This is a genomic window from Moraxella sp. ZY210820, from assembly GCF_030674635.1.
Taxonomy (GTDB): Bacteria; Pseudomonadota; Gammaproteobacteria; order Pseudomonadales; family Moraxellaceae; genus Acinetobacter.
This window is the reverse complement of the sequence record NZ_CP089978.1, coordinates 2,239,080-2,255,566: the sequence shown is the minus strand read 5'-3', so window position 1 is coordinate 2,255,566 and position 16,487 is coordinate 2,239,080. Positions and strand designations below refer to the sequence as shown.

The following is a 16,487-nucleotide window of genomic DNA, read 5'->3' as shown; positions in this document are numbered from 1 at the left end:
ATGAATAAAACTAATACTATAAAATTAGCTGTTTTAATTGACGCTGATAATTCTTCATATAAAGAAATACCTTTAATTCTACAGGAAATTGCTAAATATGGTATTGCAAGTGTAAAACGTGTTTATGGAGATTGGAGTAGTGAAAATTTAGGTGCATGGCGTGATATACTATTACCGCACGCTATCACACCTATTCAGCAATTTACTTATACTAAAGGTAAAGATGCAACGGATATGATGTTAATTATCAATGCGATGGATTTATTACATCAAGGAAATTTAGATGGATTTTGTCTTGTTTCAAGTGATAGTGATTTTACACCACTAGCGTCTCGCATTAGGGAAAGTGGTTTAATAGTTTATGGTTTTGGGAAAAATAAAACACCACAAGCATTTATTAATGCGTGTGATAAATTTGTTTATACTGAAAATTTATTATCAAATACGATGAAAGAAAGTGATAATGTGAGGAATGGTAGTGAAATTTCTCATGAGCAAAATTTAGAAGTAGAAAAACATGTTATTAATTTAATTTATAAGGGAATAAAAGATACAGCTGATGACAATGGTTGGGCTAATTTGGCTGATTTAGGTGGATACTTAGTTGCAGTTAAACCTGATTTTGATAGTAGAACTTACGGTAGAGCTAAATTATCTGGTCTTTTAGAGCAATTAAATTTATTTGATATTGAGTTGAGAGGGTCTCAAAAATATGTGAGAAAAAAACCTAGTTTTGGTGGTTTTATTAAAATTTTCCAAGAACTGATAATAAGTAAAAATAACTTAGATAATTGGTTAGATTTAAATGGTTTAGTTAGTGAATTATCGACTAAGTACCCAGATTTAGATATGCAACAGTATGGTTGTAAGAATATCAAAGATGCTATTTTGAAAATTAATAGTAAAAACTTTGAGTTTAATATTGATAAAACACAGATAAAAATGACTTCTTCAAAAGAAAGTGGCGAGTGATAAACTATCCAACAACTTACTATCATCAAAACCAATACCACGCCATCACGATTCAAAATGACGGTAAACAACTTTCATTTGAATTGTGTGGTCATTATTTTTATGGTACTGAATTATCTGCAATGCAAACTGATGATGTGGATTTAAGCATTGATTTAGCCTTTCATGATGATTGTTTATGCGACTGCCAATTTCATTATCAAATCACACAAATTTTGATTGATAAGAATAATATTCATCATCAAATCATATTAAACATTGAACATCGTTTAGGAAAACCTGCCTATCATGGTGGTTTAGATGATGAAACCATTATTATGCAATTTGATTTTAACAATCAACATTATATTGCTCAAGGTGGTTGGTATGAAGATGTTTTTATGGATTTAATACAACAGCTTGGGCAAGGATTTTATTTTAAAAATTGTTTATTTTGTAAATATAGCGATTATTCGATTTTTGGACAATCGGCATTTGCTAGTTTAATGTGTTTTTATGCACAAAAAGAGGATTATTTTAAAGTGAAAGATAAATCAGATTATATTCCATTCTATGAATATGCGGAAAATGTTCAAGAAATTGGATTGTGTGAATATTTTCAAGTAAATCAATAAATTAGATTAATTAAATCCATTCAATCACCGCTCGGATTAATCCTAGCCCTAAACCAATCATTGCCCCCACAGCAACACCATTGACACGAATCATATGTAAATCGCCACCAACCGCATTTTCAATTTTGTTAATCATTTCACGGCTATCCCATGATTCAATTTGTTGGCTGACGAAAAGAACCACTTTATCGCCATATTGTTCACTCATTTGTACAGCTAATTGTGTTAAACGCTGATTGAGTAATTCACGAACTTCTTGATTTTGTTGTAAATTTTCGCCAAGTTGTTGTATCGCTGATTGTAAATGTAAAGCAATGCCTGATGATGGTTGCTGTAAATCGTATTTAATCGCATCACAGAGCATAGCAACCGCTTGCGTGATAAAATTGAGCAAGGCAGGGCTGTCTAATAATTGATTTTTAATGTGATTGGTACGCTGACTCGTTGGGTGTTCAGGGTCAGTAAGTTCCTGCATAACACGTTGAATATGTTGCTCAATTTTGATACGCAATTCATGCTCAGGATTTTGTAAAATATCCTGTACTTTGTGCAAAATTGCTTCAATACTACGTTGTTGTACATCATAGCCGAAAAAACTTGCTCCTTGTGCGATTTTCCATAAGCCCATTTCTTTGAGTGTATCGCCAATTAAAACTTTTACTTTTTGTGGATTACGGATAATCCATTGGTAAATTTGGTCAAGTAACTGTTGTAATACTTCTTGATGGAAATCGTTATCAATAATCGCTCTTAATACTTGGCTACTGGTTTGATGGATTGGCGTATTTTTGAGCCATTGTACCGTATTTTGTTTAATAAAATCAGCAAGTTGCTGTTGCCCAATAAAATCTAAAATTCTCGGGAATAGCTGTTGTATGATAGAAACAATTTGCTGATTATTGTGCGGTTGAGCGAGCCATTGTCCCACAATTAAACTCATATCAGTACGTTGTAAGCTCGTTTGTACAATCTTTGGCGATAAAAAATTGGTTTGAATAAATTTACCCATCGATTGAGCAATGCGTGCTTTATTGCGTGGTAAAATTTCCGTATGATTACGTAAAAATGCAGGAATAGGCATTTTACCAAAAGGATTACGAAATAAAACAGTTACCGCATACCAATCGGCAAGTCCACCCACGACCCCCGCTTCTGCACTCAACAATAGAATATGCAAAATAAATTGATATTCAGGTAAAAACTTGGCAGTAATCAACAGCACCAGCCAAATCACTAAAGCAATAATGAGTGCGGTTAATGCAAGCCGTTTACTGCGATTGAGTGCAGATTGTTCGTGCGGTAACATAGTGATAATTTATTGAGCTGATTTTGGTATGATGGTTTGTCCTGTGGTCGATACGCCGTATTTTGCACCTAAATGCTGTAAAATTAAACGTGCATCAAACGCATCTTGTGGTTGATTATTTTCTTTAAATAATTCAATATGATAACTAACTTGCACAGGTTCAATTTGTACCACACGAGGTGGATTGAAAAATGGGTCATCATAAAATGGCGAATAACCATAAAATGAACGATAAGGATAATAAAAAGGCTGTGGGTAAACCACCGCCGTGCGAGCTGGTTGTACTTGACTAGTTGGGTCATTTAATACTTTAAAGTATTGATAACCTTGTTGTACCGTTATTTGGGCTGATTTTAGTAGCGTTACTTCTTCTGCTGTGGCTTGACTCATATTATTGGGTGCTTGAAAGCTAATACGATAATTATGAGCATTGAGTGGATAGCTACTAAATTGTCCGACTTGGTCAAAACTTTTAGGTGTTGTTGATGATGTAGTAGCACACGCTGAAAGCCATAATGCACCACAGATAATCACAGTTGCTTTTAAAAGCGTTTGATATTTCATAAGATAAACCCTATTTTTGGCGTTGTTGATGGCGTTGATATTGTTGAAGTTTTTTGCGTTGAACCGCACGGCTTCGTCCTGCTTGCCAAGGCAGTGGACGTTCTAAACTTTCAGGTACAGCACCACTTTTTGAACGTAAACGTAAATGTAAAGCTGCTTGTGCCATCAAATTTGCTGAAACAGGAGCGGTTAAAAAGGCGAAGAGCGAAATAATTAATTCGCCAAATACAAAATAGCCTTGTCCTAATGAATAAAAAATACTGGCTAAAATAAAGCTACCTAAGCCTAATGTACTGGATTTGGTTGGAGCGTGTAAACGGGTAAATAAATCGGGTAAACGCACCATACCTATCCCACCAATAATGGTAAAAAATGCACCAAAAATCAAGAAAAATGAAACGATAATATCAAAAAACATCATGCATCTCCATTAATCAATTACATGGGCAGATGTGAAATAACGTGCCAATGCCACAGTTGAGACAAAGCCCAACATGGCAATGAGTAACGCCGTTTCGAACATTAATGCAGTAGACCAATAAATACTGAGTACAATAATTAAACATACAGCATTTAAAAATAAAGTATCTAATGCCAATAATCTATCTACAACCGAAGGTCCAATCACTAAACGATACAAACACATCAACATAGAACAAGCAATCATTAAAATCGCAATCATTAAACTAATCGATAAAATATTCATGATGATGTTCCTTGTGTATCAACATTAAAAATTTGGATTAATAATGCTTCATAACGCTGTTTGATTTCATCAATATCCGCTTGTTCATTATCTGAACGTAAAGCATGAACCAAAATATCATGATGTTCTTGATCAATTCCTGCAGAAACTGTCCCCGGAGTAGTCGTAATAATCATTGCTAATAGCGCATTGACTAATTCATGGTCAGTATCTAATGGTACACGGAACCATTTAGGTTGTAAATTATCCATTGAACCTAAAACGATTTTTGCCACTTTAAAGTTAGATACTATAATATCCCATAATACAATGAAAATGAGTTTAATCGCTAATCCCCAACGGATATTAGGTGCTTTTGTGATAAACGGACGTACCATTTTAGGAATGATAATGGCTAATAAACCTGCCATGACAAAACTTTGCGTTGAATAACTACCAGCAAGAATAATCCATGTTATAGCGACCATACACGAGACAAATGGTAACGGAAAACAACGTTGCACGAAGTTTATCGATGTTGGAGAACTTTGTTTCATGGCTGTGTTACTCCTTGCTGTTGCAGTTGTTCAGCGATTTGCTGTTTTTTATCGTATGAAATATTCACACCATTTAAACTATCTTCATGGATAATATATGGAATAGTATGAGCATTTTTATCTTTTTGCTCACCACCATATTTGGTTTGTGGTGCATAGTTTTTATCATACGGTAATACACTAATGATATTATTTTGTGCATCACGATGTAAAATAAGTTGTTGATATTCAGCAGTATTATTAATTTGTTGCCCAGCTAGTAACGTATATTGATAAACAGGCGATGCCCACAGCATATAAGCAACCAAGATACTCAACATGATATAAATTGCGGTATCATTGGCTTTTGGTGCAACATTTGGTAATGCTTGTTCCGTCTCATACTCTGGGTGATGTGGGTCAGTATGCATAGGGCGTGCCTGCCAAAATAAGATAAAACCAACACGTACAAAACCAATAATACTTAATAAACTAACGATTAAAATAACACCAATAATCCAAAATTGTGCAGGGTGTCCTGTAGTTGCATTTAAGATAAAGACTTTACCAATAAAACCACTAAATGGAGGTAAACCTGCCATCATCAGACTGATTAAAAAGAAACAAGTAGCAATGAGATTATGTTGTTTCATACGCACTGCAACTTGGATATGGTCTTTTAATTCGCCACGTTGAGATGTAATCCAACCGCAGAGTAAATAAAATACGGCAGCAATTAAAGTACTATGCACGGTGTAATATAAAGTCGCCGCCCATGCTTCAGGAGTTGCTATGGCAATCGCAGTTAATATCGTACCGATACTAGATAATATCATAAAGCCGACAAAACGGCGTAAACGTACCGCAGCTAAAGCGGCAATAACACCATAAAGTGAACTTGCTAGACCGATAATTAATAAGAGATTTTGCCAGATTTCTTGTGATAAGTCATCATTAAATACCGTACCATTCACACGCAAAATGGCATAAATCCCTACTTTAGTCATAATAGTAAATAATGCAGCAACAGGTGTGGCAACCACAGCATAGGTTTTTGGTAGCCAAAAACCAACAGGTAACATCGCTGCTTTAATGCCAAATACGGTAAATAGCAGTAATCCACTTGCCACCGCCATGCGTTGTTGGTCAGCGTCTAATAATGGCGTTAAACGTCCAATATCTGCCATATTTAAGCTACCTACGCTGGCATACATCATGCCTAAACCAATTAGGAACAATGCAGAAGCAAATAGATTAATCACTACATAATGAATACCCCATTGGAAACGCACTTGCCCTTGTGCATAGATGAGTAGTACATAAGATGACATTAACAAAATTTCAAAAAATACAAATAAGTTAAATAAATCACCTGTTAAAAATGCACCACATACGCCCATCAATAAAAAATGGCTCATCGCATGGAAATAACGTCCACGTTGATCCCATTTATGGCTGGCATACCAAATTACAGGCACGGCTAACACATAAGTGAGTAATACCATTAATGCAGATAAACGGTCTAAAACTAAGATAATACCAAACGGTGCAGACCATTGTGCTAGATGATAAACGAAAATTTCGCCAGTATTGGCTAAAGCCACATAACTAATGGCAACGCCTAAACCGAGTAATGCTGATAGCATACTGATATGACGGCGAATCGGTTGTCGCCAATCTTGATATAACGAACCAGCACCGGGATTGCCCAATAATACCAATAAGAACCCTGTAAATGCAGGAATTAAAATACTTAAAATCGGAGCATGATGGAGCCAAAATGCAATAAATTCAGACATTTTTTTGCTCCTGTTCGTTTTCTAGTAAAGTATTGAGATGTTCATCTTCATCGACTTCATCATCACCAACAATTTCGTCTTGTTTAGCATCGACATGGTCTGTCCCTGACTCATAACGGCTACGCAAAGCCAATTGTACAATAAATGCAGTTGTTGCAAAACCAATCACAATCGCAGTTAAAACTAAGGCTTGTGGTAATGGGTCGGTAATAGTCGTAACATGAGTTAAAATTGCACTTGAATTAACTTCAAGTCGTCCTGTTGAAAATAAAAATAAATTGACTGCATAACCTATAATCGCTAATCCCATGACTACAGGGAATGTTCTCGCACGTAGGATTAAATAAATCCCTGTAGAAAATAGTACCGCAATGGCAGATGACATTAAAAATTCTAAACTTATCATGTCTTAGTCTCCCTTGCCTTTGGGTAAAGGTCCTGACATACTTGAATAGCGTGAGTCGCCTAGTACAGAAATTAATAACATCGTCGCTCCTACTACAGTCAAGTACACACCTACATCAAATAATGCTGCTGATGCTAAGTGCATATCGCCTAATAAAGGTGGGTGTACATGGGTGTGTCCGCTGGTTAAGAATGGACGTCCCCAGAACCAAGAGGCAATGCCTGTTAAACCTGCAATACTTAAACCTGCACCAATCCAAATTTCATACAAACGACCAGATTTTGCTCTAAATAAACGTTCAGCTCTATCTTGACCGAGTGCAATATATTGAATCACCATTGCCATTGCCGTAATCAAGCCTGCAATAAAACCACCACCCGGTAAGTTATGCCCACGTAAGAAAATGTATAAACTTGCGACTAATGCAATTGGTAATAACCATGAAGCCGTTACACGCAACATTAGTGGTGATGGATTAAAACTATAGCTTAAACCACGTGTGGTTGTTGTACCATGTGTACGCATACCATCCATTAAACATAAAGCACCAATAGCAGCGATACCTAATACAGCAATTTCGCCAAAAGTATCAAAGCCACGGAAATCGACTAAAATGACATTGACTACGTTTGAACCACCACCTAATGGAATTGAGTTTTGTACAAAGAACCATGAAATGGATTGATGGTCGCGAGTAAGCATCAACCAAGTAATCCAACCCATACCTAAACCTGTAACAGTGGCGATGATACCATCTCTCCAACGCCGTGCATTACTTGATTCATAAGGTGTGAGTTGAGGTAATAAAGCCAATCCCATCAATAATAATACGGTAGTTACCACATCAACGGTAATTTGTGTTAAAGCAAGGTCGATGGCAGAAAAACCAATAAATGCCATCGTTACCACTAAGCCGATTGCACCACTAATGAGTACCGCTTTAATACGCTCATGATGGAACCAAAGTAACATCAAATTAGCAATAATCAAGACAGACCATAATACGATGGAGATAAATGGAGCAGGCGTAAGTTGTCGTGTGCCTGTACCAATGTCATAGCCGATAAATGGAATGGCAACTATACCAACCGAAAAAATCACAATTAATAATAAATAATTTTGTAAAGAACCACGTTCGGTTTTAGCTTTAAATTGGGTCGCAAAGCTAAATAAGCGTTCTAAACTTTGCTCAAATAATAGCTTGCCTTGCATAAACCCAAGATGATTTTCAAGTTTAATTTTGCGTAAACGACCATCTTTTGCTAGAGCAAAATAGAATGCTAAACCGCCAATTAATGCAATTAAACTCATCATTAATGGTACATTAATACCATGCCAAATCGCTAAATGCGTAGAGAAATCTGCTTGTAAAATTGTGGCTTGAGTAACTTGATTAACCAACGTTTCAGCAAAAAAAGCAGGTGCTAAACCAACTAAAATACATAAAATAGCTAATAAAGTCGCAGGTAAACGCATTCCCAATGGTGGTTCATGGGCATTTTGGTTAGGAATATCTTTACCCAATGCACCATCAAAAAACATACCATGCACTAAACGTACTGAATAAGCTACTGCAAACATACCAGCGAGGGTAGCAACGATTGCTCCTAAATACAACGCTCCACCCGTTAAATTTGCCAAAAGTTCGGTAAAGAACATTTCTTTCGATAAAAAGCCGTTCGTTAAAGGTACACCAGCCATCGCAGCAGCAGTAATCATAGTAAGTGTGCCAGTAAATGGTAATACTGTCCACAAGCCACGTAATTTACGCATATCACGGGTAGCTGTTTCATGATCGACAATCCCCGCAATCATAAATAAAGCAGCTTTAAATGTGGCATGGTTTAAAATATGGAAAATAGCAGCAGCAACTGCTAAAGGTGAACCTAAGCCCAATAAACAAACAATCAAACCTAAATGACTGATGGTTGAATAAGCCAATAAGCCTTTTAAATCAGTTTTAAATATGGCGAAAAATGCACCTAAGCATAAGGTAATTAAACCAATTGTAGTAACAAGATTATGATATAAAGCAAAGCCTGCAAAAATTGGCAATAAACGTGCTAATAAGAAAATCCCTGCTTTTACCATGGTTGCTGAGTGTAAATAAGCCGATACAGGAGTTGGGGCTGCCATTGCATTTGGTAGCCAAAAATGAAATGGGAATTGTGCTGATTTCGTAAATGCACCTAATAAAATGAGTAATAAACTTGGAATAAATAATGTGTGCTGTTGTAAGCTATCGCCCATTGCAATAATTTGGCTGATACGATAAGTATCTGCCATTTCACCGAGTAAAATAAAACCACCCAGCATGGCTAAACCGCCCATACCTGTGATGGTTAATGCCATTCTTGCACCTTTTTGGGCGGTATCATAATTACTCCAATAACCAACCAATAAGAAAGAGGTAATACTAGTCATTTCCCAAAAAACGAGTAATAATAATAAGTTGTCTGATAGGGAAATGCCGAGCATGGCGGTCATAAACAACATGAGCAAAATATATAATTTACCCAATGAATTTTTGGCATCTAAATAATAATAAGCATAGATAAAAATCAATGTACCAATACCCGAAATGAGTAAGGCAAAAAATAAAGCTAAGGCATCTAAACGTAAATTAATATCAAATCCAATCTGCGGAATCCACGCCCAATCAAAAGATACGCTTTGACCTTGACTAATCAAGGGTAATAGACTGAGTAGTAAGCCAAAACAGCTTAAGCTAATCGCGACTGCACTCACAGCAGTTGCTCCACGCGATAAGCGATGTAATAGGCTAACTAATCCTGTTCCCACTAATAGCGGTAAAAGGATAATAAGTGGTAAAACATTCATATCCATGCACACAAAAACAAAAAATAAAGTATATGACTGCTAGGTCGGCAAAAGGCATACCAAAATTGACAGTCTCTAATAAAATCATCATATTAGATGAAATGGGATTGTACTATATTTTTAAAAATAATTTAAATTATCTTACATAAAACAAGCAAAAAAATTAAAATAAATTTTCAATTGGTAGCCATGAAACGATTTTTAAGCCTGATTTTTGCCACCATTGTATATTAGGTTCATGATTAAGCAATAATTCAGGATGTTCATCAGTTGCTGGAACATACCATGTGATGTCTTGTTGTGGGTTGAGTTGTAAATGCCACGCATAAAAACCTAAATTATGATCCATTTCTTGATGTAAATGTTGTGCCAGTTCAGGACTTTCCAATAATACGCCTAATTCAGTGTTATAAATAATTGAGCGTGGGTCAAAATTCATAGAGCCAATAAATACTTGTTGATAATCTAAAATATAAGTTTTGGCGTGTAAACTGGCGTGGCTTGAACCACCACGTGTGAGTTTCGCTTTGGAAACGGATTTTTGAGTAATTTCTTGTTGGTTATTCATAAATTGTTCGATGTTAGTTGTTGGTAAAAACTCATATATCGACACGCCGTGTGAAAGTAAATCTTTACGATAAGGTGCATAAAATGCGTGTACATAAGGCACATCATTCGATGCAAAAGAATTGGTTAAAATACGCACATTAACGCCAGATTGTTGTAATTGATTGAGTTGTTGTGTGCCTTGTTGAGTTGGAATAAAATAGGCTGAAATAATATCTAATTGCTGTTGTGGTGTTTTGATATTTTGTAATAATTGCGGGTAAACATAATCTTGTTGATTGGCTTGATTACGAATTTTGGCAACAGGGTCAATCAATGCTTTGCCTTTTACCCAAGTAAGTGATAAATCTTGTTGTAACCATTGACTTTTTTTGGTTGTATCTTGTTCAATCACTAAAAACTCATGGCGATGTTGTTGATAAAAATCATAGAGTTGCTGTGCTAATTGTGGATAGCGTAAAGTATGACGACGAGCGTTTAGCACATCACGCACTTCAAAGGCATAATCATCGAACCAATATTGTTCAAAAGATGAGGCAATTTGTTGATGAGCCTGTCCTGCCAATAGCACATCAATATCGGCAAATTGGAATTCATCACTTACATTAAAGTATTCATTACCAATATTACGCCCACCAATGATGGATAATTTTTGGTCAGCAATTACTGCTTTATTGTGCATACGGCGATTGATGCGTTTGACATCAAATAACCAATCCCATTGACGAATTTCACGAAAACGGTAAGGATTAAATAATTTAATTTCAATATTAGGGTGCTGAACAAGAGCTAAGAGCGTACTTTCTAATTCTTTGGCATTATTATCATCAATTAATAGGCGAATATGTACGCCACGATTAGCGGCTTGTATGAGCTTATAGAAAAAAAGTTGTCCAATTTTATCGTTATGCCAAATATAATATTGAATATCAAGGCGATATTGAGCCTGTTCAATCAATGCTAAACGGCTGGCTAAGGCTTCAGCGGGATTGGATAATAAATGATAACCTGTTAAATGTGGGTGTTGTTGTAATGCTGAATTTAATTGGCTAAAGGTTTGTTGATGATTTATAGGCGTTGGCGTAGATGGATATAAATTGGAATGTTGGGGTAAAGTGCTACAGGCAATTAGACCATTTGCACAAAAAAAGCCTATTAAAATTGCCTTAAATATGCGAAAATGAGAAAGATTTTTCATTATAACCGCCATCATGTGATGTTCAACTAAAAATGGCTTTATTATAATGATTTTTAAAGCATCGTCTTAAACTATTTTGTAATGATATTTTAAGTTGATAACTCCTTTTTCAACTTAAAATCATAGTATATTGATATGATTTAAAATATTTAATTTTGTACGAGCGAATAATCATTCGCCCCTACACAAAATCAATAATTTACTATGAGTTGAGAATGATGTGTTGATATTGATTTCATCAAGGTAAAATCCCACGCTTATGATTACTTTATTTGCTCAACCATCTTCGAGGCATTGGCAATGACTTATTTATATTGGAGTTTATTGTTAGTCTTGTGTTGGGCAATTGTGCAGTCATGGCGACATCAAGCTAAAACCTTAACTGTACAACCTTTTAAATCTTTTGTGCATTTATTGGCATGGTATTTGCCTTATTTATTCTTTCCCCTATTAGCAATAGTGCTCTATGCAGTTTATAGCTATCAATTATCGGTTATAGTTGGTGTAATATTAGGATTATTTCTGGTCTTGTGTATTTATGCACGTTTTATTGAGCCTAAAACATTAAGAGTAAAATATCACCGCTATGATGGATTATTGAATGCACAAGATAAGTCCAAAAGTATAAAAATGGTTGTATTATCAGATTTACATATAGGTTTATTTTCAGGACATCGTAAACAATTAGAAAATATCGTGCAACGTATCAATGAAATTGAAGTTGATATGGTATTAGTGATTGGCGATTGGACTTATGAGCCTTATGCAACATTAGCTGATGAATTACAGATTTTTAAAAAAATTCAAGCACCGATATATTCTGTTTTGGGTAATCATGATGAGCAATGTCCCGGCCCGCCAGTAAGAGAGTTATTACAACACGGTTTGACGCAGGCAAATGTCATTGATGTGGAAGGTTGTATTATTGAGCATGAACAATTTTATTTAGTGGGTGTTGGCGATTTATGGGCAGGTAAAGCGGATATGTACTTATTACCGCAATGTCCTGATGATAAACCTTATATTATTATGGCACATAATCCTGATACGGTTGATTTAATGCCAAAGTTAAATAGTAAAGTATTAATGGTGTCTGGACATACACATGGTGGACAAGTCGCATTGCCATGGATTACCAATTTTTATTTAAGACAAAGCTCAATTTTGGGACATCGTGAAGGTTGGTATCAACATGAACAAGCACAACTTTTTGTGAGTGTCGGTACAGGTATGGTGGGCATACCGTTTCGTTTTTTAACACCACCAACTATTGATGTGATTGAATTAATATAATTTTCATTAAAATGTTACAAAATATATCCATATAAATATCAGTTGTTTATATAAAGTGTGTTAAAAAAATATGCAAAAATACTTGTCAAAAAGCTATGTAAAAAGTATTATATTAATAGGTTTTTTAAGAGGTGTTTTAAAATGTTAAAACAAACTGCAATTGCTATCGCATTAGTTGGTCTTTCTTCAGCTGCGATGGCTGGTAATTTCCAAGTTAAAGTAGGTGGTTCTTTAGTTAATCCTACTCAAGATACAACTGTATCGGGTGTTGGTGTTGTTGAAGCTGCAAATGAATATGCGTTTACACCATCTGTAGAATATTTCTTCGGTAATACTGGTTTATCTACTGAAGTTTTATTGGCTACTCCAGTAAACCACGATGTAAAAATTAATGGTGCTAATGCTGTTAAATTAAAGCATTTACCACCAGTTGTTACAGTTAAATATAACTTTAACCAAGATGGTCGTTTTAACCCTTACGTTGGTGTAGGTGGTGCAGCGTTTATTCCTTGGGACGTTGAAGGTGTTAAAGACGTTAAAGAAACTTTTGGTGTTGCAGGTCAAGTAGGTTTTACATATAAGCCAGCTGATGCGAAAAACTGGGGCGTATTCTTCGATGCTCGTTATGCTAAATTAAGCCCAGAAGTTAAAGTTAATGATACACTTAAATTCGATTTAGACATTGACCCAATGGTTTATACACTTGGTTATAGCTACCGTTTCTAATCGATTTATGTGGTTATAAATCATAAAAAGACTAAGTTTAGGCTTAGTCTTTTTTATTGTGATAGATTTTGCTAGGTTAATGATGAGTTTACAGGTTCAAACACGCCCATTTTTAACAGACCCTATATCCTTTCCCCATCTCTCTCCGTTTATGGCACGAGTGATGGCTCGGCGTGGTTTATCATCAGAGCAAGAATTAGAATTAAAATTACAACATTTATTAAAGCCTAATTTAAAAGGTTTAACACAAGCAGTTGAATATATTGACCAAGCGATTGATTTACATAAAAAAATTATTATAATCGGTGATTATGATGCTGATGGTGCAACCAGTACCGCATTGATGATTTTAGCATTACGTGCATTAGGAGCAAATGTAGAATATTTAGTACCAGACCGTTTTAAATATGGTTATGGCTTAACACCTGCCATTGCTGATTTAGCTTATCAACAATTTCAACCTGATGTATTAATTACGGTAGATAATGGTATTTCTAGTCATGCAGGTGTGGAGCAAGCCCAAAAATTGGGTATGCAAGTGATTATTACTGACCATCATTTAACCACTAAAGCTACACCACAAGCAGAAGCGGTGGTTAATCCAAATCAGTTGGGTTGTGAATTTGCAAGTAAAAATTTGGCAGGCGTAGGTGTCGCATTTTATGTATTGGCTAGTTTAATGACACATCGTGCTAAACAGCAAAAATCAAATGTTAAAATGAGCCAATATTTAGATTTAGTGGCTTTAGGAACGTATGCTGATGTAGCACAACTGGACTATAATAATCGTATTTTGATTGATGCGGGAGTGAAAAAAATTCGCCAAAAACAGTGTAGATTAGGTATTTTGGCAATTTTAGAGGTGGCAAAACGTCAAGCGGAATTGTTACAAGCACAAGATTTTGGTTTTAGTATTGGTCCTCGCTTAAATGCTGCAGGACGTATGGATAATATGCAAATTGGTGTAGAATGTTTATTGGCAGAAGATTGGCAGACTGCTTATAGCTTAGCGGAACGTTTAAACCAATTAAATTTAGAACGCCGTCAAGTTGAAACCAAAATGAAACAGCAAGTATTAGAAGAGTTACAACATATTGAAATACAACATCATAACTTACCATCAGCTTTAGTGATGTTTGAGGAGCATTTCCATCAAGGAGTGATTGGTATCGTGGCAGGACGTTTAAAAGACAAATTTCATCGTCCGAGTATTGTATTTGCTCCTGATATTAATCCACAGTATATCAAAGGATCAGCACGTTCGATTGATGGTATTCATATTCGAGATATGATTGAACGTGTAGCAGAACAATATCCACATTTAGTGTGCTTTTTTGGTGGACATTCAGCTGCAGCAGGATTAACCATTGAAAAACAATATTTTAATGAATTTAAGCGTGTATTTTGTGAATTAATTTCCCAATGTGATGATGAATTATTTTCCGCAAAACTGTGGACAGATGGAGAGTTATCCATAGATGAGTTTAATTTATCCACAGTAGAGCAAATTCAATACTATGCACCATGGGGACATAAATTTCCATCGCCTGTGTTTGAAGGGAAATTTTATGTGATGGATTATCGTTGGTTGAAAGAAACGCATTTAAAATTATTTTTAACCACATCAACAGGGCAGTCTTTACAAGCAATTGCGTTTAATGCTAAAGATAAATGGTATTTTGACCCACAATCTACCCATGTATTTTTGGTATATGAATTGGATAAAAATGAATTTAATGGACAAGTAGAATTACAACTTAAAGTGAATTATTTAAAGTCGGTTTAAGATATATTTATGATTTATTTTTAGGTGATTGGTGGAGATGGCGGACTATTAATATAAGTGTCAATATATTGATTTTTAATTTAAAATATATTAAAAATATAAAATAGTGTGTTTTTTGTGTGTAAATAATTAAAGTAAGAGGTTTGCTCCTACTTTAATATTTAAAAATAATAGTTAAGCATTCGTATAGGCTTGAGCAAGTCGATTATGATAATTAAACTTTTGATAATTTTTGCCGTTGTACGTTCGTGCGATGGTGTGCCAGTCTTTGCGGTTCATTGCCCCTGTCAGCCCTGCCGATTTTAGAAAGTTAATCATGGCTTGTAATTGGGCTTGTTCGCTTTCATACATAGCATTAATAAATGATTGTAAATCATCATAACCGACTAATTTATGATTAAAGCCCATAATTTGCCCCAATCCCCACGAACACGCTTTTAAGGCACATTCACGGATAATATTTTGTAAATTTTCATCACTATCAGGACGTACTTTCAACAATAAATCTTGAGCCATTTGTAAGCGTTGATGTTGCTCATCTACTTTGCCATAACCACCTTTAGGTGTTGGTTTAGCATGGCACAAATCAGGGCGTAAAGCCGACATTTGACGTGCTAAAGTTTTATAGCCTAACGTATTTAATTCACGCCAAAAAATATGACGCTCAAATAAAATCTTAGGCTCGCCACTTGCTAAAAAGCCTTTGCCCTTGCTTTCCACTTGATAAATTGCTTTAATCACGCCAAATTCTAAGCCGTTTTTATCTGCAACTTCACGGATTTGCTCATCAGTTAAAAATTTAGACATCATTTACTCCAAAAATAAATCCAATATTTCTATTGGGCTGTTGATTAAAATTGTTTACGGTTTTTTCATCAGCGTTTCAAAAATCTGTACGATTTTATCAATGCTTGCACCACCCAAATGTCCACTAATTGCTACACATACCGCAGTCAGCAATGGGGCAAAATTCCAATACTCACACAAATAAAATGTAACAACACCTGCAAAACCACTTACAATCAATTCGCCACCTAATTTGCAAAAAATCATGGTAAGCGGTAACTCTTCTTTTGACTTGTTCAGACGGCGAATAAATGCAACTAAACCGCCTGACATCGCTAGTAAAAACACCCACACATAGGTAATAGCCGTGTAGGTTGTTGGGTCTTTTTCGTCCACGAGATTACTCCA

General features: G+C 35.4%; 16 protein-coding genes. 5 read left to right on the top strand and 11 right to left on the bottom strand.

The genetic code is table 11. From position 1 onward, the window contains the following. Together LU301_RS11375 and LU301_RS11370 are read left to right on the top strand one after the other, a co-directional pair. Entirely contained in the window at positions 1-972 is a 972-nt protein-coding gene (locus LU301_RS11375; RefSeq protein ID WP_305270924.1) for an NYN domain-containing protein, read from the top strand. Further along, a complete protein-coding gene (locus LU301_RS11370; protein WP_305270921.1) occupies positions 969-1,586 on the top strand; it encodes a DUF6304 family protein in 618 nt (205 codons plus the stop codon). The genes LU301_RS11375 and LU301_RS11370 overlap by 4 nt, the downstream gene beginning before the upstream one ends. A 10-nt stretch (positions 1,587-1,596) precedes the next feature. On the opposite strand, the gene LU301_RS11365 is transcribed toward LU301_RS11370, so the two are convergent. From LU301_RS11365 to LU301_RS11325, 9 genes are all read right to left on the bottom strand, one after another. After that, a complete protein-coding gene (locus tag LU301_RS11365) occupies positions 1,597-2,892 on the bottom strand; it encodes a DUF445 domain-containing protein (protein WP_305270919.1) in 1,296 nt (431 codons plus the stop codon). A 9-nt stretch (positions 2,893-2,901) separates the two neighbouring features. Further along, the gene (locus LU301_RS11360; protein ID WP_305270916.1) at positions 2,902-3,456 is read right to left on the bottom strand and encodes a CC0125/CC1285 family lipoprotein; all 555 of its coding nucleotides are present in this window, start codon (positions 3,454-3,456) and stop codon (positions 2,902-2,904) included. Positions 3,457-3,466: 10 nt separating this feature from the next. Further along, entirely contained in the window at positions 3,467-3,874 is a 408-nt protein-coding gene (locus LU301_RS11355; RefSeq protein WP_305270913.1) for a Na+/H+ antiporter subunit G, read from the bottom strand. A 12-nt stretch (positions 3,875-3,886) separates the two neighbouring features. Then, positions 3,887-4,162 carry a K+/H+ antiporter subunit F gene (locus tag LU301_RS11350; protein WP_305270910.1) on the bottom strand — a complete coding sequence of 92 codons (276 nt, stop codon included), beginning with the start codon at positions 4,160-4,162 and terminating at the stop codon, positions 3,887-3,889. After that, positions 4,159-4,698: a Na+/H+ antiporter subunit E gene (locus tag LU301_RS11345; RefSeq protein WP_305270907.1), complete on the bottom strand. Its 540-nt coding sequence runs from the start codon at positions 4,696-4,698 to the stop codon at positions 4,159-4,161. The genes LU301_RS11350 and LU301_RS11345 overlap by 4 nt, the downstream gene beginning before the upstream one ends. Further along, the gene (locus LU301_RS11340; RefSeq protein ID WP_305270904.1) at positions 4,695-6,476 is read right to left on the bottom strand and encodes a monovalent cation/H+ antiporter subunit D; all 1,782 of its coding nucleotides are present in this window, start codon (positions 6,474-6,476) and stop codon (positions 4,695-4,697) included. The genes LU301_RS11345 and LU301_RS11340 overlap by 4 nt, the downstream gene beginning before the upstream one ends. After that, positions 6,469-6,882, bottom strand: coding sequence for a Na+/H+ antiporter subunit C (locus tag LU301_RS11335; RefSeq protein ID WP_305270902.1), 414 nt, complete (start codon positions 6,880-6,882; stop codon positions 6,469-6,471). Before LU301_RS11335 ends, LU301_RS11340 begins: the two co-directional genes overlap by 8 nt. 3 nt (positions 6,883-6,885) lie before the next feature. Further along, on the bottom strand, positions 6,886-9,729 hold the full coding sequence (locus tag LU301_RS11330) for a monovalent cation/H+ antiporter subunit A (protein WP_305270899.1): 2,844 nt from the start codon (positions 9,727-9,729) through the stop codon (positions 6,886-6,888). A 157-nt stretch (positions 9,730-9,886) separates the two neighbouring features. Next, positions 9,887-11,488 carry a phospholipase D family protein gene (locus tag LU301_RS11325; protein WP_305270896.1) on the bottom strand — a complete coding sequence of 534 codons (1,602 nt, stop codon included), beginning with the start codon at positions 11,486-11,488 and terminating at the stop codon, positions 9,887-9,889. A 300-nt stretch (positions 11,489-11,788) separates the two neighbouring features. Here LU301_RS11325 and LU301_RS11320 point away from each other — a divergent pair, with 300 nt between their 5' ends. The 3 genes from LU301_RS11320 (at position 11,789) to recJ (ending at position 15,293) form a co-directional block, all read left to right on the top strand. Beyond that, complete coding sequence (locus LU301_RS11320; RefSeq protein WP_305270894.1) at positions 11,789-12,781, top strand: metallophosphoesterase; 993 nt, start codon at positions 11,789-11,791, stop codon at positions 12,779-12,781. 141 nt (positions 12,782-12,922) lie between these two features. Next, the gene (locus tag LU301_RS11315) at positions 12,923-13,507 is read left to right on the top strand and encodes an OmpW/AlkL family protein (protein ID WP_305270891.1); all 585 of its coding nucleotides are present in this window, start codon (positions 12,923-12,925) and stop codon (positions 13,505-13,507) included. Positions 13,508-13,586: 79 nt separating this feature from the next. Then, positions 13,587-15,293, top strand: a complete 1,707-nt coding sequence (recJ, locus tag LU301_RS11310) for a single-stranded-DNA-specific exonuclease RecJ (RefSeq protein ID WP_305270889.1) — start codon at positions 13,587-13,589, stop codon at positions 15,291-15,293. 174 nt (positions 15,294-15,467) lie between these two features. Here the strand turns inward: recJ and LU301_RS11305 are convergent, their stop codons facing one another. Then, a complete protein-coding gene (locus LU301_RS11305) occupies positions 15,468-16,100 on the bottom strand; it encodes an N-acetylmuramidase family protein (protein ID WP_305270886.1) in 633 nt (210 codons plus the stop codon). 54 nt (positions 16,101-16,154) lie between these two features. Further along, a complete protein-coding gene (locus LU301_RS11300) occupies positions 16,155-16,475 on the bottom strand; it encodes a phage holin family protein (RefSeq protein WP_305270884.1) in 321 nt (106 codons plus the stop codon). Between the last annotated feature and the right edge of the window lie 12 nt (positions 16,476-16,487).